Origin of the sequence: Acinetobacter sp. ANC 4910 (assembly GCF_004331035.1) — a bacterium.
GTDB lineage: Bacteria > Pseudomonadota > Gammaproteobacteria > Pseudomonadales > Moraxellaceae > Acinetobacter.
The window spans coordinates 251,639-272,069 of sequence record NZ_SJNT01000005.1 but is presented as its reverse complement, the minus strand read 5'-3'; the positions used below and the strand labels follow the sequence as shown (position 1 = coordinate 272,069).

Genomic DNA, 20,431 nt, shown 5'->3' with positions numbered 1-20,431 from the left:
TGTAGAATGTCGCCGTTTAAATCAATTGTTTTGTGAATGGGTTAAGTATGTCGGATTCGACGATCACGCCTTGGGTTGTAGGGAATTGGAAAATGAATCCAATGCAGGTGAATGCCAAACAACTTATAAATGAATTTAAAGAATTATTGAACAAGAATGAAATTTCTCCAGCGCAATGTCATTTGGCAGTTGCACCGATTTCAATCGCACTACATCTCGTAAAAGACGAATTAAAACAAGCGAGCTGTGCTGTTCATGTGGTTGCGCAAGATGTTTCTCGTATGGCGGGAACTGGGGCGTATACAGGTGAAGTCAGCGCCACTTTATTAAAAGATAGTGCAATTGAACATGTATTGATTGGTCACTCTGAGCGCCGTGAATTTTTTGGTGATCATCCACAAGTCATTCGCGAAAAAGTAAAGCATGCCTTGGCAGAGGGTTTGACGGTCATTTATTGTGTCGGTGAAAGCCTAGAACAGCGTGAGAATGGTCAAGCTGATCAAGTGGTATTACAACAGATTTGTGATATTGCAAGTTGCGTCACAGCAGAGCAGTGGCGGCAGATCGTGATTGCTTATGAGCCAATTTGGGCGATTGGAACAGGTAAAACTGCATCACCAGAAGATGCACAAAGCATGCATGCTAAAATTCGTGAAGGTTTAAAACAGCTCACAACATTGGGTAGCACAATGCCAATTTTATATGGCGGTAGTGTTAAGCCAGAAAATGCAGTAGAGTTAGCGGCCTGTCCAGATATTAATGGCGCCTTAGTGGGTGGAGCATCTTTGAATGCTGCATCTTTTTATCAAATCGCTCAGGCCTTTGCCCATACAAAATAACGAGGAGTTCATCATGCATACTTTTGTGCTGGTGGTGCATATTATTCTTGCCGTATTAATGATCGGCTTGATTCTTGTACAGCATGGTAAGGGCGCAGATGCAGGTGCCTCTTTTGGTGGCGGTGGCGCTGCGACGGTTTTTGGTGCGTCAGGTTCAGGTAACTTCTTAACACGCCTAACCGCGATTTTGACAGCCTTATTCTTTATTACCAGTTTAACGCTGGCTGTATTCGCAAAACAGCAAACTACAGAAGCGTATAGCTTGAAATCTGTACAGACAACAGCGCCTGCAACAACCAATTCGGGTGAAACTTCGCCAGCTGCGCCTAAAACGAGCGAATAATTAGAATTAATCCTTTCTTTTTTGTGGCGATGCTACTAGAATGCGTCACAGCTGCGGTGGTGGTGGAATTGGTAGACACGCTACCTTGAGGTGGTAGTGCTTTCGGGCGTGGGGGTTCAAGTCCCCCCTTCCGCACCAACTTATGAATCCAGAAGATTAAGTTGGTGTATGCGGCAAATCTGTTGATGCGGGATGGAGCAGTCTGGTAGCTCGTCGGGCTCATAACCCGAAGGTCGTTGGTTCAAATCCAGCTCCCGCTACCAATCAACCTTATTTTAGAAGCAAACTAAAATAAGTAATTTAAGTAATTAAATTAAGATATTTTGCGTTTTGTTGCGGGATGGAGCAGTCTGGTAGCTCGTCGGGCTCATAACCCGAAGGTCGTTGGTTCAAATCCAGCTCCCGCTACCAATTTGATTTAGGTGCAACTAAATCAAAGCAAGTATGAAGTCTTTCGATTTAGATTGAAAAATATTTAATATTTGTATATAATTTTTGCACGTTGATGCGGGATGGAGCAGTCTGGTAGCTCGTCGGGCTCATAACCCGAAGGTCGTTGGTTCAAATCCAGCTCCCGCTACCAAGTTTCTAAAAGAGGCTCACAACAAGGTGGGCCTTTTTGCACAGTGGACATTGGTTTTCTGTGTAATAATTGGGGCGATTGCGCCCTTTTTTATTGGCTATCGTGTAGTGTCGACATCAATTGGTCAAATAGTCATGCTTCACTATAGTAGGTCTGTTTCATCGGTCAACACGGCCATTAAATCGCACAAAATGACGAGAGTAAATGAAGTTATCAAATAAAACCCAAGCACTCCAAGATTTAATCGTTCCTGCAGTGCAAGCTTGTAATGTAGACCTATGGGGGATTGAATTTGTCCCTCAGGGCAAACGTTCGTTATTGCGTATCTATATTGACAAAGCTGTTGATGAAAATGTAGAACCAATGATCAGTGAAGACGGTGAGCTTGAGCTTGGCCGTGGTATTGGCGTACAAGACTGTGTGCGTGTCACTCAACAAGTGGGTGCTATGCTTGATGTTCATGACCCAATTTCTGGTGAGTATGCACTTGAGGTGTCTTCTCCAGGTTGGGATCGTCCATTTTTCCAATTGGAGCAGATGCCGGCATATATTGGTCAACAAGTTGCTTTACGCCTGATCAGTGCTGTTGAAAATCGTCGCAAATTTCAAGCGAAATTGGTTGCGGTAGATCTGGAAAATGAAGTGATTCAGGTTGAAGTAGAAAAGCAACAAGTGCTTGAAATTGATAGTAACAATATCGACAAAGCAAATCTGGTTTATCAAGATTAATTCAATTTATAAGAATCTGAACAAATAGGTGGCTTATGGCACGCGAAATCCTTACCGTCGTTGAAACGGTTAGTAACGAAAAAGGTGTAGGTCGCGAAGCAATTTTCGAAGCGCTTGAACAAGCTCTCGTTGCAGCGACGAAAAAGAAATTCTATGAAGGCACGAATTCTGAAGAAGCGCGTCTCCGTGTAGAGATTGATCGTAAAACTGGTGACTATAGTACTTTCCGTCAATGGGAAGTAGTTGCAGATGAAGATCATGAAATGCCTGCATGCCAAGATGCTATTTCTGATGTCGATCCTGCGAAATGGTCTATTGGTGACATTCGTGAGCTTGAAGTGCCTTCAATTGACTTCGGTCGTATTGCAGCGCAAATTGCTAAGCAAGTGATTGTACAGAAGATTCGTGAAGCTGAGCGTGCTTTAGTTGCTGATGCTTACGAATCTAAAGTAGGCGAGCTCATCTACGGTGAAGTGAAAAAGCAAACCAAAGATGGTTTCATTATTGACCTCGGTGATAATGCTGAAGCATATCTTGCGCGTGAAGAAATGATCGCAAAAGAAATTTTACGTCCAAAACAACGCGTAAATGCGATTTTGTTTAACGTAAATCGTGAAGGTCGTGGTGCACAATTATTATTGTCACGTGCACGTCCTGAAATGCTTATGGCTTTGATGAAAAAAGAAATTCCTGAGATTTCTGAAGAAATCATTGAGATTAAAGCCGCAGCGCGTCAACCTGGTGTGCGTGCTAAAATTGCAGTGAAAACCAATGATCATCGTATTGACCCTGTAGGTGCTTGTATTGGTATGCGTGGTACGCGTATCCAAGCAGTTCAACAGGAGTTAAATGGTGAGCGTATTGATGTAGTAGTATGGTCTGATGATCCGGCACAATACATTGCAAGTGCTTTAGAGCCTGCAGACGTATCTGGTATTGTGATTGATGAAGAAGAGCGTACCGCGGACATTATTTTCGCAACTAGCGATCAACTAGCGCGTGCGATTGGTTCACAAGGTCAAAACGTGCGTTTAGCTTCTGAACTGACTGGTTATAAACTAAACATGATGCTTGAAGAAGAATATCATGCACGTCAGCAAAATGAAGCACAACAATACTTAGACTTATTTGTATCACGTCTAGATATTGAAGAAGATTTGGCAATGGCGTTGGTGGATATGGGCTTTACTTCTCTCGAAGAAATTGCTTATGTTCCAGCTGAAACATTTGATGAAATTGAGTTGGATGCTGAAACTGTTGAATTGTTGCAAAGTCGTGCCAAAGAATTGGCATTGGCAGATGCACTACAACAGCAAGAAAATATCCAAGACCCAAGTGCTGAACTTCTTGCAATGGAAGGAATGACACAAGAAATCGCGTATGCATTGGCTGCACGTGGAGTAGTGACTATTGATGACTTGGCAGACCAAGCGACTGACGATATCTCAGATATTGAAGGTTTAGGGGCTGAGCAAGCGGGTCAATTAATTATGAAAGCGCGTGAATCATGGTTTAACTAGGAGGTAATATATGACGGACAAGTCGATTCAAGAGTTAGCACTCAGCGTAGGACGTCCTGTAGACAAGCTCCTAGAGCAGGTTCGCGATGCAGGTTTACCGCAACGTAAAGCTGACGACATTATTTCTACTGAACAACAAGATACCCTCGTTAACCATTTGAAGAAAGTTCATGGTCAGGACGTAGGGCAAGCAGGACAAATCACGTTGAAACGTAAAACTACAGGTACTGCTAAAGTAGCAAGTACCTCAGGTAAGGCAAAAACCATTAATGTAGAAGTTCGCAAGAAGCATACATTTACCAAGCCTGATCCTGAACAAATCAAAGCAGAAGCTTTGGCGAAAGCACAAGCTGAACAACAAACACGTAAGGCTGTTGAACCTAAAGCAACAGCTGAAAGTCCAGTGGCAAATAAAGCGGCTGCAAACTTAGAAGCAATGCGTGCAGCAGCAAAGCAAGAAACCACCAAGCAAGAAACAGCAAAAGCAGCTGTTGTGGTGAAGCGTAAATCGACAAACAAGCCAGTAGTTAAAGCACAAATTAAAGTGATTGAAACTCCTGAGCAGAAGAAAGCGCGTGAAGCACAAGCAGCTCAATTAAAAGCAACTGAAGAAGCAGCACGTCGTAAAGCAGCTGAAGAAGCACAGCAACGTACACTTGAACAAATGCGTCAAATGGCATCTAAGTATTCAAACGAAGATGCAACTGCGACCATTCGTGTAGTGGATGATTCTCCTCTTGCTGCGGGTCTTGTTGGTCAAGCATATGAAGATTCATTTGCGAAAGAAGACCGCGACATTAAACGTGGTGCCAATACACCAGGTGCACGTGCACCGAAGAAAGGTGGTCGTCGTGGCGAAGAGCAATCTTTCCGTGATAACTCGCATAAACGTGGTTTGAAAACCAGTACTGCAAATAAACATGGCTTTGAAAAACCTGTTAAAAAGCAAGTTTATGATGTTGAAATTGGTTCAACCATTGTTGTTGCAGATCTTGCAGCAAAAATGGCGATTAAAGTACGTGAAGTAATTAAGTCACTCATGAAAATGGGTGAGCTGGTTACTCAGAACCAAGCAATTGAGCAAGAAATTGCTGCCTTGATTGTAGAAGAAATGGGGCATAACCCTGTTCTTGTATCTGATACACAAGCGGAAGATAACTTACTTGAAGCTGCTGAAGGCGCGCGTGGTGTTCAATCTACTCGTGCACCAGTGGTGACAATCATGGGTCACGTTGACCATGGTAAAACATCGCTTCTTGATCGTATTCGTCGTGCAAAAGTTGCTCAAGGCGAAGCGGGCGGTATCACACAGCATATCGGTGCTTACCACGTTACAACTGAAAAAGGTATGATCACTTTCCTTGATACTCCTGGACATGCTGCATTTACTGCAATGCGTTCACGTGGTGCGAAAGCGACTGATATCGTGGTTCTTGTTGTAGCAGCAGATGATGGTGTAATGCCACAAACTGCGGAAGCAATTGATCATGCGCGTGCAGCGGGTACACCAATCATTGTTGCAATCAACAAGATGGATAAAGAATCAGCTGATCCAGATCGCGTATTGAACGAATTGACAGTAAAAGAAATCGTGCCTGAACAATGGGGCGGTGATGTACCTGTTGCAATGGTTTCAGCACATTCTGGTCAAGGTATCGATGAGCTTCTAGATCTTATTTCAATCCAAGCTGAATTGCTTGAGTTGAAAGCATCTGAAGAAGGTGCTGCACAAGGTGTTGTTATTGAAGCACGTGTTGACAATAGCCGTGGTGCGGTAACGTCTATCCTTGTTCAAAACGGTACACTGAAAGTAGGTGACCTTGTTCTTGCGGGTGCATCTTACGGTCGCGTTCGTGCAATGACAGATGAAAATGGTCAACGTATTCAATCTGCAGGTCCTTCGATTCCAGTGGAAATCTTAGGTCTACCAGAAGCGCCAATGGCGGGTGATGAAGTTCTTGTTGTCAGTGATGAGAAGAAAGCACGTGAAGTTGCCGATGCACGTATGGATCGTGAGCGTCAAAAGCGTCTTGAGCGTCAAAGTGCAATGCGTCTTGAAAATATTATGGCGTCTATGGGCAAAAAAGATGTGCCTATCGTCAATGTGGTATTGAAAACTGACGTACGTGGTACTTTGGAAGCATTACATGTTGCGCTTGCTGAACTTGCAACGGATGAAGTGAAAGTTCGTATCATTGGTTCAGGCGTAGGTGCAATCACTGAGTCTGACGTAACATTGGCTGAATCTTCTGAAGCGGTATTACTTGGCTTTAACGTCCGTGCAGACAACACTGCGCGTCAAAAAGCTGATGCAGATGGTATCGATATTCGTTACTACTCAATCATCTATCAATTGATTGATGATGTGAAAGCAGCGATGAGCGGTAAGCTTGCTCCAGAACACCGTGAAACGATTCTGGGTGTGGCCGAAGTACGTGAAGTGTTCCACTCAAGTAAGTTTGGTGCAGCAGCAGGCTGTATGGTACTTGAGGGTATGTTACACCGTAATAAACCGATTCGCGTATTACGTGATGATGTGGTTGTGTTCCAAGGCGAGCTTGAATCTCTTCGTCGTTATAAAGACGTGGTTGAAGACGTTCGTGCAGGTATGGAATGTGGTCTTGCGGTGAAAGGTTATAAAGACATCAAAGTCAAAGATAAGATCGAAGTCTATGATGTTCAACTGATTAAACGGAGTCTTTAATGGCGGGTAGTCAGCGTCTTAAGCGAATGGCAGATACAGTACAGCGTGAGTTGTCTGAGTTAATCCGCCAAGAGCTGAAAGATCCACGCTTAGGTGGTCTTGTGACCATCTCGGCGGTGAAGGTCAGCCCAGATTTAGGCTATGCAGAAGTCTATGTCACCGTGATGGGACGTGAGCTTGGCGATGAGCAAAGTGCAGTGGCAAATAAAGAAACTTTGGATGTACTGAACAAGGCATCTGGTTTCTTACGCCATGAATTGGGTCGTCGTATTAAGACACGTATTACGCCACGTTTACGTTTCCATTATGACAAGACCAATGCGTATGGTAACTATATGTTTGGCCTGATTGCAGAAGCAGTGAAGGATTTACCTGCTGCTGAAGCAAAACAAGATGATGAATAAGCTCAAGGTTAAAATTGAGTAATAAAAAAAGCCACCTTCGGGTGGCTTTTTTTATGCTGATGATTTATTCACGACGGCGTTGACGTTGCCAAGGTAATGGTCGATTCAATGCTTCGGGTACATCACCACTCATTGAACGTAAGCGCAGATGAAGGGCTGCTTGTGCCATCAGGTTGGCCGATACAGGTGCGGTAACGAACGCTAAAAGTGTTAATAAAATTTCTGCGAAACCAATCTTTCCCTGAAAAGCAGAGAAAATCATGGCAGCAATTAGGAAACTACCTAAACCCAAAGTGCTCGATTTGGTGGGGGCATGCAAACGCATGAATAAATCGGGTAGGCGAATCATGCCTATTCCCCCGACTAACATGAAGAATGCACCAATCAGCAAGAAAATAGAAACCAGTATTTCCATGAGTAATTGCATGTGATGTGCTCCTTAATCGATGACATGACCAGAGGTAAAGTAGCGTGCCAAGGCCACAGTAGATACAAACCCAAGCATAGCGACCAGTAGTGCACCTTCAAATAATGAAGTGGTACTCCAATAGATGCCAAGTACGACAATGAGACAGGTTGCATTCAAGAACAAGGTATCTAAAGCCAACAGTCGATCCACAATAGATGGTCCAATAATCAGGCGACCCAAGCACATCATCATTGAGAGTGTGATCGCCACCATACAGATGCCTAAAGCATAGGGCAGAACGGTCATGTGGCATCTCCTGAGTTGACGTGGAAGATTTCCATTAATGGTTTTTCATAACGGTTTTTGATGTCTTGAATATCAATTTCAGTATTATCCGAACTTAATGCATGAACCAAAATATCACCACGATCTTGATCAATGCCAGCCGAAACTGTACCTGGTGTGGTGGTAATGATCATCGCCAGTAAGCTATTGACTTCATCATGTTGGGTTTCTAATGGCACGCGATACCATTTAGGCTGCAATTGATCCATTGGACCTAAAACCAACTTGGCAATCCGAATATTGGAGATCACAATATCCCAAAGCACAACAAAAAATAGCTTAATGGCTGCCTTCCAGTGAATATTGGGAGTTTGTTGGATAAACGGTTGTACCAAGCGTGGAATAAATACAGCAAGCAAGCTCGCCATAACTAAAGTTGCGATATCGAAACTATGTGCCAGCATTATCCAAGTGATTGCAACCAGAACCGAAACAAACGGATGAGGGAGCCAGCGATGAAGAAAAGATTTTTTTTGCATCATTACGGCTCCACAGGTTTAAGTTGAGCATCATCAGGAATCAACCTTTCATGGGTCTGTTGTTCTTGAATCTGACGTAACTTGTACGGTGAAATGTGCTCACCAGACAACGTATCTTCACTGATCGTATATGGAATGAGATGTGCATTTGGATCGAGTTCTTCCCCCCCATATTTGGTTTCTGGTAGATTTTCAGGATCAAATGGCTGCACACTGATGACTTGATTAAGCTCATCCTTTTTCAATATAGCCGCTTCATACAAAGCATTGTTTTGAATTTGTAATGCGGTATTGAGGGTGTATTGCTGTATCGGACCCGCCGCGACCATATAGCCAATCAGGCCTGCCAATAAGATATAGATTGCAGTATCGTTACGTGGTGGTGCTTTTTCTGGCGTGGCTTGGTAAGCGGTATAATCCGCTTCAATATGTGCGATTTCTTCGGGTTTACTGGCACGCCAGAACAGAATAAAACCCACACGGGTAAATGCGAGAATACTGAGCAAACTCACAACCAGAATGACTGCGATCACAATGCCTTGATAGGGTTCATTTGCGGTGGCTTGAAGAATAAAGACTTTACCTAGGAAACCACTGAATGGCGGTAATCCCGCCATCATTAAGGCGATCAGGAAATAGCAAATTGAGAGCACATGATGTTGTTTCATCTGTGGTGCAATTTTCAAATGATCTTTGTAGACACCACGTTGCGAAGTAATCCAGCCACAAAGTAAATAAAAGGCGGCTGCAATCAGCGTACTATGTACCAGATAATACAGCGTTGCTGACCACGCTTGGGGATTAAACAGGGCAATAGCGGTGAGTAAAGTCCCAATAGAAGACAACACCATAAAACCGACAAGACGACGTAGGCGCTCCGCACCAATGGCACCAATCACACCATAGAGTGAGGTGATTAAACCAATAGGCAGTAACCAGTTTTGTAAAATGGACTGGCTGAGTGCATCGTCGAACACCGTGCCGTTGACGCGTAAAATTGCATAAATGCCGACTTTGGTCATGATGGTGAAAATGGCGGCAACTGGCGTGGTGGCGACGGCATAGGTTTTAGGTAACCAGAAGCCGACAGGGAGCATTGCGGCTTTAATGCCAAAGACCACAAATAACAATAGCCCGCCTGCCACAGCCAATTTGTGCTGATCTGGTGGTAAGCTCGGCAGCAAACGTGCGACATCTGCCATATTCAAACTACCAACACTGCCATAAATCATGCCCAGACCAATCAGGAACAGTGCAGAGGCTAAGAGGTTGATGGTGACGTAGTGAATGCCGAGCTGAAAGCGTGCTTTGCCTTGTCCATGCAAGAGCAACACATAAGAAGCCATCAATAGAATTTCGAAGAACACAAACAGGTTAAACAAGTCACCTGTAAGGAATGCTCCGCATAATCCCATTAATAAGAAATGGAACATGGCATGGAAATAACGACCACGGGTATCCCATTCACGGCTTGCAAACCACAAAACAGGCACTGCAAGTGCATAGGTTAATACCAGCATTAAGGCAGAGAGTTGGTCTAAAACCAAAACGATCCCGAAGGGTGCCGTCCATTCACTTAGATTATAACTGCTGATTTGTCCATGACTGGCCACCATTAAATAGCAAATTGCAGTGGTGAGTCCCAGTAAGGCAGAAATGAGACTGATGCCACGACGCCAAGGTTGACGCCAGTCATAAGCGAGTGAGCCTGCACCGGGATTGCCCAGTAAAACCAGAATAAAGCCGGTAAATGCCGGAATGAGGATGCTAAAAATTGGTGTATGTTCGGCCCAAAATTGGATGAAGTTATGCATTAAGGCTCATCCTCGCGTGGGTCAACAAGACTAATTTCTTCTTTTGAGTCAACGTGGTCGGTCCCTGATTCATAACGGCTGCGTAAAGCCAGTTGTACAATAAAGGCTGTAGTGGCGAAACCAATCACAATGGCTGTAAGGACTAGCGCTTGTGGTAATGGGTCGGTGGACTTGGTGGCTTCGGTTAATACCGCAGGCGAGTTGATTTGGACTCGGCCCATGGCAAACAGGAACACGTTTACCGCATAACCAATCATGGCTAAGCCAAGTACTACTGGAAAGGTACGCGCACGTAGAATCAGATAGATGCCGGTTGAAACTAACAGTCCAATCGCAGAGGCAATAAGAAATTCTAGACTAATCATATTATTTCCCCTTTGGTAATGGACCAGACATGCTTGAGTGGCGTGAGTCACCCAAAACAGAAATCATCAGCATGGTTGCACCGACCACTGTGACATAGACTCCAACATCAAATGCAGCCGCAGAAGCCAAGTGCATTTCGCCTAAAATTGGGGGTGAAACGTAGATGTGTGCACTGGTCAGGAATGGACGTCCCCAGAACCATGCTGCAATTGCAGTTAATCCTGCAATGCTTAAACCTGAACCGATCCAGATTTCATATAAGCGTCCAGATTTGGCGCGGAGCAATTGTTCGGCTTGGTCTTGACCTAAGGCAATGTATTGAATGATTAGCGCCAATGCTGTGATTAAGCCTGCAATGAAACCACCGCCTGGATCATTATGTCCACGTAGGAAAATATACAAACTGATGACCAATGCCAGCGGTAAAATCCAAGAGGATGCAATACGAAGCATTAAAGGAGAGGGGTTAAAGCGATAGGTTAAGCCTTGGGTGGTAATGGTGCCATGTGTACGCATACCATCCATTAGACAGAGTGCGCCGATACCTGCAATACCCAATACCGTAATTTCACCGAAGGTATCGAAACCACGGAAATCAACCAGAATCACGTTAACAACGTTTGAACCACCGCCCAGTGGAATTGACTGTTGTAAGAAGAACCAAGAAATCGAATTATGGTCACGCGTTAGAATCAGCCAAGTGATCCAACCAATGCCAAGTCCCCCGACAATCGAAAGAATTGCATCGCGCCAACGACGAGCTTGAGTGGATTCATAGGGCGTAAGTTGTGGTAACAGCGATAAGCTCATTAACAACAACACAGTCGTGACTACATCCACAGTAATTTGGGTTAAGGCCAGATCTGGTGCGGATAAGGTCACAAATACCATGGTGACAACCAGACCGATCGCACCACTAATCAGCACAGCTTTAATGCGTTCATGGTGGAACCAGAGCATCATCCAGCAGGCAGAGAACAAGAGTAACCACAGCACAATGGCCAGCATAGGGGCATGGGTCAGTTCACGGGTGCCTGTGGTTAGACCTTGTGCAACCAATGGCACAGCAACCAATACAATACTAAACGCCACAATCCAGAGCAGATAAGTTTGTAAGGAGCCTGTTTCTGTTTTGCGTTTAATCTTGCGTGATTTAAGGAGCAAGTGTTTGAGAAAAGATTCAAATAAGAGTTTGCCTTGAAATGGTCCCAAGGCAAGATCTAAATCAATACTGCGAATTTTACGGTCTTTTGCAAGAACAAAGTAAAAGCTTAAACCACCAACCAGTGCAATCAAACTCATGACTAACGGTAAATTAAAACCATGCCAGATGGCTAAATGCGTTCCAGAGAAGTCGTGTAACTGGGTACTAGCACGCGCCGTACTATTAACAATTTGTTCAACCGTGAGTGCAGGGAAAATGCCCACCACAATACAGAGAATTGCCAAGAGAATTGCGGGTGCCCGCATGCCGATAGGGGGCTCATGTCCGTCTTTATTGGGCACTTGCTCACCCAGTGGGCCGTCAAAAAATACGCCGTGGATTAAGCGAGTCGAATAAGCAACTGCGAAAATACCTGCCAATGTCGCAACGATAGCCGACAATACCAGTGCTGGACCGCTCAAGTTTGCCAATAATTCGGTAAAGAACATTTCTTTAGACAAGAAACCATTGGTCAGCGGAACACCTGCCATAGCCGCTGCGGTGACCATAGTGAGCGTGGCTGAAAACGGTAATAATTGCCATACGCCACTTAATTTGCGTAAGTCGCGTGTTCCTGTTTCATGATCCACAATGCCTGCAATCATAAACAAAGCCGCCTTAAAAGTGGCATGGTTGATGATATGGAAAATGGCAGCCGCGACAGCTAAGGGTGAACCAATACCCAACAGGCAGACGATTAAACCCAGATGACTGATGGTCGAGTAGGCCAGAAGCCCTTTCAGATCTTCTTTGAAAATAGCGAAGAATGCCGCCATACACAGCGTGAATAAGCCGACAAAGGTCACAATATTGTGATACAGCGCAGCACCCGCAAAGATCGGGAGTAAGCGTGCAAGTAAGAAAATTCCCGCTTTCACCATGGTGGCCGAATGCAGATAGGCTGACACAGGTGTTGGGGCAGCCATGGCATTCGGGAGCCAGAAATGGAAAGGGAACTGCGCGCTTTTGGTAAAGGCACCCAGTAGAATTAGCAATAGGGTTGGGGTAAATAAAGCATGACTTTGAATATGTTCTGACATAGTCAGAATCTGGTCAATTTGATAAGTACCTGTAATTTGCCCCAGTAAAATGAAGCCCCCCAGCATCGCCAAGCCCCCCATCCCAGTGATGGTGAGAGCCATACGTGAGCCACGTTGTGCAACATCATAGTTGCTCCAGTAGCCGACCAAGAGGAAAGAAGAAATACTGGTCAGTTCCCAAAAAATTAACAGCAAAATTAAATTATTGGAAAGAGAGATACCCAACATTGCCGCCATAAACAACATCAGCAACAAATAGAGTTTGCTCAATGAGTTTTTAGGGCTAAGGTAATAGTAGGCGTAAATAAAAATGAGAGTACCGATACCAGTGATCAGCAAAGAGAAAAGTAGACCTAAGGCATCCAGACGGAAACTGAGATCAATGCCCAGTTGTGGTAACCAAGACCAACTTTGAGTAATGACTTCGCCATGAAAGACCTGCTTTGCTTGAGTCAGTAACAGAATTAAACTACTTAGACTGACTCCGATAGCCCCGAAAGCCGTTACCCCGCGCGAAAAATTTTTCAGCCACGAGACAAGGGTTGTGCCCAGTACTAACGGTAACAAGATAATAATTGGTAGCACACTTGTATCCATTGTCGTGATAGGTCGAAACCTATGGGTGAATCTTATCTTTCAAGGATTACAGGACAGCAAAGAGATATCCAAAAAATTCAATCTTGAAAGCCGTAAAGAAAATATAAAAGCGAAAAACAAGTTGTGTTGCGCAACTTGCAAAACTATAGCAAAACAAAATTTTACTATAAAAAATCTGAATAAATCCGATCTTATTACATGAATAAAACAACATCAAACCTTTTCGTGCACACCTATCGAATTATCTGTTTTGAGCTCAAAATTGAACTTAAAGCAGTGTGCTATCGCTAGAAATTAGGAGGATGGATCCTGAAAAGAAGAGTCATGCTCTTGTTGCCAAAGTTGCTGAAACTCTGCTTGTGCTTCTGGGGAGAGTTGTTGGATTTGTGTATACAACTGCTGTGCCGCAGAGATGGAAGGTTCGTCTGACAAAGGCTCAAGCTCTGTTGCGCCAGAGAGCGAGAGTTGACTCAGTTCGGCATAAATTTGATCGAATTGTTGTTGGAGGGGTTGCAGTACGATGTCGTGTATACCTTGTGCAGAAAGTTGCAGGCATTGATAAGCGGCTGCATTTTCGAGAAGTGCTGTGCGATTCCCAGTGACGATAATTTGGAGTCGTGGAAAGGCTTGATGTAACTGTTGCAAAATCAGGCTGCAATGTTGCTGATCTAGTTGTTCATCAATCGCATCAATAAGTAAGATGCCATCGCCTTCCAAACAAGGATAGAGGCTTAGGGGATTGAGTAAGCACATGCGTCGCACAATATCGCCAATCAACGCAATCCAGTTTTTTTGAGTACTGGAAAGTTGTTGGAATTGCATGATTTTGCCTTGATAGCTCACCATCAATTGCAGTTTGGGTTGATATTGCACAAAAATATCATTCAGTTCAGGCAAAACAATGCTTAGACTATCTTTTAGTGCTTTTAAGCATGGTGCATGGAGTTGTGCATGCGCTTGAAATAAGGTATTCGGGATATTTTCGGGTTGTAAGTGTTGACCTAAATGTAACTTGTCGCGCATCAGTTGCTGAAACAATTGCGCCGTCTGTGCATTTTCTAGATCACTAATTTCGCGAAACCATTCAAAGAAACGGCTAAAGGTGGTAAAGGGAATAGCTGCTACGTCATAGGCATATGCAGCTTGAAATACAATCGGATTGTTCTTGCTGAGTAAATTGATTTCATTGACAAAACGTTCAGCAGGATAATAAGCAATCAGGGGTAAACCTTGCATCGGGTCTTGCTGTAGGGCTTGATGATAAAGCTGTACCAATTGTTCGAGTTGTAAAGTATCTGCTTTGCTCAGTCCAATGCCTTGTTGGCTGAGGGTTTTATAGAGTTGCCAGCTACAGCGGTTTAAAATCGCAGGTTGTACTGTTTCAGACTCTGTGAGCGTACCAATATCGGCAGGAATTTCGACACAAATCTGCACTTTGGATTGTAAGCGACTGTGCAGGATATCTTGATCCAACATAACCACACCCGCACTTCGCAGGTCTTTGTAACGGGCAGAAAACCAAGTTAAGGCCTGATAGGCATGCTTGAGGAGACTGGTTTTGCCTGTAGCTTGATCGCCTAAAATCAGGGTAATCGGTTGATCATGATAATGAAATTTAAGCTCTATATTGGCAAATAGATTGGTATGTTTGAGCTGTAACGATTCGATTTTCATATAAGCCCCGCATTCGTGCAACGGCTAGCCTACTGCATGGCGCAATGAGATAGGCATCCTATTTTTTAGTTGTTGCATCAAGTCGTAAATATGGTGAATATTTAGACTTACTTTAGCACGAGTACAGGCGACATACAGCAATCTTAACTCTTCGTCACTAATTTTATGGTCTTGTTCCGTCAGCTTAAATTGGTAATCATCTTCAATGTGTACGCGATCCCATTCTAGCCCTTTGGCTTTGTGCGCCGTGGAAATAATATAGTCGGCTTGTTCAATCGGGGTAATTTTGGCTAAAGCACGTTTAAGCGGGTCAGTTCCATGATCATCCACCAATTTCACCAAAGGTTTAATGTCGCTGCCTTCATTGGTTTCACAGTATTCATGCACATCGTGCCATGAGTTAAACCATGCCAGTTCAGGTACATCGGTGACGCGTTTGCCTTGTTTCAACATGCTGGCAGCATCAACAAAACGATTTAATTTGACATGGTCGGCTTGTAGACTGACTTTATCGCCATGCACTAAACCTGAAAGCAACAGTTCCATGGCACGCGCATTGGTTCGGCATAAAATTGCATCTCGCATTTTGGTATGCGGTTTATTTACCACCTGAGAGTTGAGTCGCGGATTGCCCAACAGGGGCACTTTTTCATTGAGCGCGCCCAAAATGGCATTGGCATTGTGAGCAATGCTTTCACCAAAGCGAAACGAGGTGGTGAGGCGAGATTCAGGTAAAGGCAGTTGCTGCATGGCATTGACGGCACCACGCCAAGCGTAAATCTGTTGATGTGCATCACCGACATAAATCACTTGCGTATTTTTCTGACGCAATAAGATCCCCAGCATTAAAGGATCGGCATCTTGTGCTTCGTCAAATAGCACGTAATCGGCAGGAATATTCGGTTCAGACAGTGCCCACAGTTTCAGATAAACATCGTGTCCAATCCCTGCCTGATGATTTTGGTCAATTGACTCTAGCCAACGTCGTTCTACCGCAGGATAAAGATGCTTTTGTAAGCTGTCGATATCATCGGGATGTAGCCAGTTGGGCGCTTGCAGATGTCGCGGTGCAGGGTACTGCGAACTGGTGGAGCAGAAATAGCTGACGGCATTTGCCACTAAACTGGCAAGTCGACTCGGCATCAGCACGTATTTTTCATAGCGTCCGCCCATCATGCGTCTTAAGGTAATCGGTTCTAGCCGATACTCTTTGGCAATGAAGCTCGGACTTAAACGGGGCAAACGCAGTTTGTCGGTGATTCCACGTGAAACACTACGGAATGCCAGTGAGTGAAAGGTGCGGCAATCCACATTGGAGTGAAACTTTTGCTGCGCTTCACTAGCAATTGCCTTGTTAAAGGCTAGATACATGCCACGTCGTTGTGGCATGGCATCACTGATCATTTGTAAGGTGGTGGTTTTACCTGTGCCCGCATAGGCAATCACTTTAAAGGATTGCCCCAGACGCGCGTTATCAATGGCAGTGGCCTGCTCATAGGTTGCGCTCGGTTTCTGATTGATATTCGACACAGGAAGAACGAGATTTAGTGGTTACGGTTGGCTTTTTCGACCAAACCCGATAAGCCTTGGCGACGTGCCAATTCATTCAACACCAATTGTGGATCTAAGTCGAAATGACCCAACATCACAATGGTATGGAACCATAAATCCGCCACTTCATAAATCAAATCATTTTTATTGTCTTCATTGACGGCCAATTGAAATTCTTTTGCAGAAAGAATCGTTTCAACGGCTTCTTCACCGATTTTTTCTAGAATTTTGTTCAAACCTTTGTGATAGAGCTTTGCCACATAAGACGAGTCTGGATCTGCACCTTTACGTTCAGTCATCATTTGACCGAGGTAAGACAGCACTTCGACTTGCTCTGATTGTGCATTAGACGCATTCATGGCAATAGTATGTGGATTGCTAGATTTTTCAGCCGCATAAATCTGGCTCGGATCTTTCAGTTGTGCATCGACAATTTGCCAGCCTTGCGGGGTGAGTTTACGATAGAAACATGATTCACGACCCGTATGGCAGGCAATACCGCCGTGTTGTTCAATTTGTAGAATGATCACATCGGCATCGCAATCAAGGCGAATTTCATGCACGGTTTGAAAATGTCCCGATTCTTCACCTTTGTGCCACAACTTGTTGCGTGAACGGGAAAAATAAACGGCCTGATTCTTTTCAGCAGTGAGAGCCAAGGCTTCGCGGTTCATCCATGCAACCATTAACACACGTCCTGTTTGATGATGCTGTGCAATGGCAGGGACTAAACCTTGTTCGTTAAATTTTACTTCATCGAGCCAGCGCACGTTGTTCATAGGGACTTCACCAAAAATCAGTTAATCGAAAAGAATATTCAAGTTGATGCGAAAAACATCAGGCTATAGTGTAGGTGATCAGGCTGGATTTGTGTGAATTATCTTTCAGCAATTTAGTCAACGGATGTGCAGCAACATGAACTTGGAAGCTGGGTTCATGCTGCATCGTAAACTGATTAAAGCTCTTGCATCACCTCAGCAAAGCGCTGCTTTTCGACCAGCTCCAAGAACTCATCGCCCAAACGTTGGCTTTCAGCCACACATTGTTTCCAGAGTTGGATACGACGTTGTGGCGCCATGCCTTTGAGGGTGAAATCTTTACGATCGGGTAAACGTCCCAGTGGTAAGCGTGCCAGATATTCCTGTGAAGGAGAAATCAGCAGGGTACGTGCTTGATGAGTTGGATTGGCTTTACGCGATTTAAACATCTTGTCGAACCAACCTGGAGTAATGCTGTCGCTGAAATGCGGATAGAGCACAATGCCTTGGCTTTCAAAGGGTAAATCGATGTGATAGTCAATCAAACCCCCATCGCGATAAGCACCTTGCGGTGCGTCACTGATATTTTTTACCGCAGGCGTAACACCGGGAATTGAGCCTGATGCCATGAGCCAGTCTGCAACATTGTCAGGGTTGAAGTTCAGATAGTGGGTTTTAAAACTGTCGTCTTTGATTTTAAATTGCGGGAAATTTTTCGGTTGGCAGATGACCCGTTGCATAAAAAGATTTAAATGCTGACGTGCAATCGCATTGCTGCCCACAATACCCAGCAAAGAGCCATACAGTGCCAATCGTTGATCACTTTGGAAGAGGTGTTCGGCTTTTGCGGCAATAATGGTGAGGTGATAATTGGGATGATCGACCAATTTTTGCGTTTGCTGATTTAAAATTCCAGCCAACATCTCGCGTGAAATTTTTTCGATATCGGCAATTTTCATTTTGTGATGAAAAGGCAAATCAATATAGAGCTCTGCCAGTTTTTCAGGCCCAAGCTTTTCACCTTGCGCCAAAATTCCTGCAAAACGCCATGCACCAACTGAAGAACCGACTAAAAAGCGGCGTTGTGGAGCTTGTGGTAAGAAACTGCCAAAAATCGCCTGATCAAGCCCAGTCAAACCAATGCCTTTGGGACCACCTGCCGCACCAGGCAAAATATCGACTTGTTTGGCATGTAAGCCTTCTTGTTGGATGAGTTGGCGCGCCAGATGACCAGCACGAATGTTCAAGGCGGGAGAGCGCTTTTCAAGAATTTGAATCATGGTGCAATTATAAATATACAAATGTGCACTTAGTTTAAAAGTTCTGCCTACGGGCTCAATGGCGGGGAAAAACTTTAGGTGACTTGGTAGTCACTTTAGAAGCGTGAGTTAAAAACACACAAAACTGTGGATAACTCTTGGGCTATCCACAGTATGTTTTATCGATAAAATTATTTAAACAGACGCCAAACAGACAAGAGGCTGGCACAGACAATTAAGACAATCGAGATATACCACGGCGCAATAATTGCAATGGAGAGGAAAATTGCCATCAAGCTGCCGAAAATCCAACTGCGTTTTTGTTGATGTTCCATCTGTAGACGCAGGCTTTGCAGTTCATTTAGTTGCTTCGCATTCCAAGCCGACTGATTTTTTAAGCCATTTAAGCTATCGACCAACAGGGTTGGAAAATCTTGTGCACCTAACAGTAAATCAGGGATTTTCTGTCCGAGTTCTTTCAGATTTTTTTGCGGATTCATTTGGGCTTTGATCCAATCGGTGAGGATTGGTTTTGCCAAGCTCCAAATGTCTAATTCTGGATACAGGTCGGTGCCTAAGCCTTCCACGTGGACCAATGTTTTCAGCAGTAACATCAATTGCGGTGGAATTTCCAAATGGAAACGACGAGCAATATCCATGACTTGAATCAGAATACCGGCAAAGTCCAATTCATGCATTGGTTTCGAGACCATAGGTCCGACCGTGCGGCGCATTTCACGCGCCAAGGCATCTTGGTCAGTACCCGGTGGAATCCAGCCTGCTTGGTGCACAATCTGAATCAGTTGCATGAAGTCACTGTTCATGACCGCCAGTAACATGCGCGCAACGGTCATTTGATCGTGCTTGGACAGCTCGCCCATAATCGCACAGTCCAGTGCAATAAAGCGTGGATTGCTTGGATTAATGGTCTCGACAAACACGTTGCCTGGATGCATATCCGCATGGAAAAAGTTGTCGCGGAACACTTGGGTGAAGAAGATGGTTAAACCTTTCTCTGACAAATCTTTACGATTCATGCCCATGCGGTCAAAAGTTGCCGTGTCAGAAATCGGCACGCCCGTAATACGTTCCGCCACCATCACTTCTTTACTGTCCATATAGACTTCAGGCACATACATCATGCTTGAACCGGTAAAGTAATGACGCATACGACGCGTATTATCCGCTTCTAGGGTTAAATCCAGTTCGTTCAGGATAATTTGACGATAATCCTGAATAATTTCAGATAAATGTAATGCACGTGCAGCTTCTAGGCGTTTTTCTAAAGTCGCACCGAGCCATTCCAGAATTTCAAAATCTTGTAGAATTTGGCTACGGATATCGGGGCGGGTGACTTTTACTACGACCTCGCGACCATCATGCAGAGCGGCAGTATGGACTTGGGCAATCGAAGCAGCGGCAAGCGGCTGTTCATCAAAACGACTGAATAAAGTCGCAAGATCGGCTTTGAGTGATTGCTGAATGCGTGTTTTCGCTACATCGGTGCTGAACGGTTTCACGCGATCTTGCAATAACACCAACTGTGCCAAAACTTCAGGTGGAATCAAGTCACGGCGAGTGGAAAGCAATTGTCCGAGCTTAATGGCCAAAGGTCCCATGTCTTCGAGGGCTTGCTTCAGTTTAAGTGGATTTTTACGTTCTTTACTCGACCATGCCGCAGGGTGCATACGAATAAAAGCTAAGGCATGACGTGCTTTTTCGGGTAATTCTTCCGCAGGAAACAACGTGTCGAGTCTATAGTGCGCAGCAATGCGCCAAAGTTCGAGTAAACGTGAAACGTGCGGAATCATAA

17 protein-coding genes and 4 tRNA genes are annotated in these 20,431 nt (G+C 44.5%); 10 read left to right on the top strand and 11 right to left on the bottom strand.

Annotation, left to right across the window (positions count from 1 at the left end; genetic code table 11):
• Positions 1-47: 47 nt before the first annotated feature.
• The 10 genes from tpiA (at position 48) to E0H82_RS07660 (ending at position 7,122) form a co-directional block, all read left to right on the top strand.
• On the top strand, positions 48-839 hold the full coding sequence (tpiA, locus tag E0H82_RS07705) for a triose-phosphate isomerase (protein WP_131264097.1): 792 nt from the start codon (positions 48-50) through the stop codon (positions 837-839).
• Positions 840-852: 13 nt separating this feature from the next.
• Positions 853-1,182 (top strand): preprotein translocase subunit SecG, encoded by a 330-nt coding sequence (secG, locus tag E0H82_RS07700; RefSeq protein ID WP_016168397.1) that lies wholly within the window; start codon positions 853-855, stop codon positions 1,180-1,182.
• 53 nt (positions 1,183-1,235) lie between these two features.
• Positions 1,236-1,320: transfer RNA gene (locus tag E0H82_RS07695), tRNA-Leu, on the top strand.
• Between the two features lie 48 nt (positions 1,321-1,368).
• Positions 1,369-1,445: transfer RNA gene (locus tag E0H82_RS07690), tRNA-Met, on the top strand.
• Positions 1,446-1,516: 71 nt separating this feature from the next.
• Positions 1,517-1,593 (top strand) — tRNA-Met (locus E0H82_RS07685).
• A gap of 95 nt (positions 1,594-1,688) precedes the next feature.
• Positions 1,689-1,765, top strand: a tRNA-Met gene (locus tag E0H82_RS07680).
• A 204-nt stretch (positions 1,766-1,969) separates the two neighbouring features.
• Positions 1,970-2,494, top strand: a complete 525-nt coding sequence (rimP, locus tag E0H82_RS07675; protein ID WP_131264096.1) for a ribosome maturation factor RimP — start codon at positions 1,970-1,972, stop codon at positions 2,492-2,494.
• Positions 2,495-2,529: 35 nt separating this feature from the next.
• Positions 2,530-4,014 carry a transcription termination factor NusA gene (gene nusA / locus E0H82_RS07670; RefSeq protein WP_131264095.1) on the top strand — a complete coding sequence of 495 codons (1,485 nt, stop codon included), beginning with the start codon at positions 2,530-2,532 and terminating at the stop codon, positions 4,012-4,014.
• Between the two features lie 10 nt (positions 4,015-4,024).
• Entirely contained in the window at positions 4,025-6,718 is a 2,694-nt protein-coding gene (gene infB, locus E0H82_RS07665) for a translation initiation factor IF-2 (RefSeq protein WP_131264094.1), read from the top strand.
• Positions 6,718-7,122: a ribosome-binding factor A gene (locus E0H82_RS07660; RefSeq protein WP_116758767.1), complete on the top strand. Its 405-nt coding sequence runs from the start codon at positions 6,718-6,720 to the stop codon at positions 7,120-7,122. The genes infB and E0H82_RS07660 overlap by 1 nt, the downstream gene beginning before the upstream one ends.
• Before the next feature lie 64 nt (positions 7,123-7,186).
• Here E0H82_RS07660 and E0H82_RS07655 read toward each other — a convergent pair whose 3' ends face one another.
• The 11 genes from E0H82_RS07655 to E0H82_RS07605 all read right to left on the bottom strand — a co-directional run bounded on the left by E0H82_RS07655 (position 7,187) and on the right by E0H82_RS07605 (position 20,429).
• Positions 7,187-7,549, bottom strand: coding sequence for a Na+/H+ antiporter subunit G (locus E0H82_RS07655; protein ID WP_131264093.1), 363 nt, complete (start codon positions 7,547-7,549; stop codon positions 7,187-7,189).
• A gap of 12 nt (positions 7,550-7,561) precedes the next feature.
• Entirely contained in the window at positions 7,562-7,837 is a 276-nt protein-coding gene (locus E0H82_RS07650) for a monovalent cation/H+ antiporter subunit F (protein ID WP_044740593.1), read from the bottom strand.
• Positions 7,834-8,355 (bottom strand): Na+/H+ antiporter subunit E, encoded by a 522-nt coding sequence (locus tag E0H82_RS07645; RefSeq protein ID WP_131264141.1) that lies wholly within the window; start codon positions 8,353-8,355, stop codon positions 7,834-7,836. The genes E0H82_RS07650 and E0H82_RS07645 overlap by 4 nt, the downstream gene beginning before the upstream one ends.
• Before the next feature lie 2 nt (positions 8,356-8,357).
• A complete protein-coding gene (locus tag E0H82_RS07640) occupies positions 8,358-10,169 on the bottom strand; it encodes a monovalent cation/H+ antiporter subunit D (protein WP_131264092.1) in 1,812 nt (603 codons plus the stop codon).
• The gene (locus tag E0H82_RS07635) at positions 10,169-10,534 is read right to left on the bottom strand and encodes a Na+/H+ antiporter subunit C (protein WP_131264091.1); all 366 of its coding nucleotides are present in this window, start codon (positions 10,532-10,534) and stop codon (positions 10,169-10,171) included. Before E0H82_RS07635 ends, E0H82_RS07640 begins: the two co-directional genes overlap by 1 nt.
• A 1-nt stretch (position 10,535) precedes the next feature.
• Positions 10,536-13,376, bottom strand: a complete 2,841-nt coding sequence (locus tag E0H82_RS07630; protein WP_131264090.1) for a monovalent cation/H+ antiporter subunit A — start codon at positions 13,374-13,376, stop codon at positions 10,536-10,538.
• A gap of 294 nt (positions 13,377-13,670) precedes the next feature.
• Complete coding sequence (locus E0H82_RS07625) at positions 13,671-15,050, bottom strand: AAA family ATPase (protein ID WP_131264089.1); 1,380 nt, start codon at positions 15,048-15,050, stop codon at positions 13,671-13,673.
• 24 nt (positions 15,051-15,074) lie between these two features.
• The gene (locus tag E0H82_RS07620) at positions 15,075-16,580 is read right to left on the bottom strand and encodes a UvrD-helicase domain-containing protein (RefSeq protein WP_131264088.1); all 1,506 of its coding nucleotides are present in this window, start codon (positions 16,578-16,580) and stop codon (positions 15,075-15,077) included.
• A gap of 14 nt (positions 16,581-16,594) precedes the next feature.
• Positions 16,595-17,380 carry a bifunctional phosphoribosyl-AMP cyclohydrolase/phosphoribosyl-ATP diphosphatase HisIE gene (gene hisIE, locus E0H82_RS07615; RefSeq protein ID WP_131264087.1) on the bottom strand — a complete coding sequence of 262 codons (786 nt, stop codon included), beginning with the start codon at positions 17,378-17,380 and terminating at the stop codon, positions 16,595-16,597.
• A gap of 176 nt (positions 17,381-17,556) precedes the next feature.
• Complete coding sequence (locus E0H82_RS07610; protein WP_131264086.1) at positions 17,557-18,639, bottom strand: patatin-like phospholipase family protein; 1,083 nt, start codon at positions 18,637-18,639, stop codon at positions 17,557-17,559.
• 170 nt (positions 18,640-18,809) lie between these two features.
• Positions 18,810-20,429, bottom strand: coding sequence for an ABC1 kinase family protein (locus tag E0H82_RS07605; protein WP_131264085.1), 1,620 nt, complete (start codon positions 20,427-20,429; stop codon positions 18,810-18,812).
• Between the last annotated feature and the right edge of the window lie 2 nt (positions 20,430-20,431).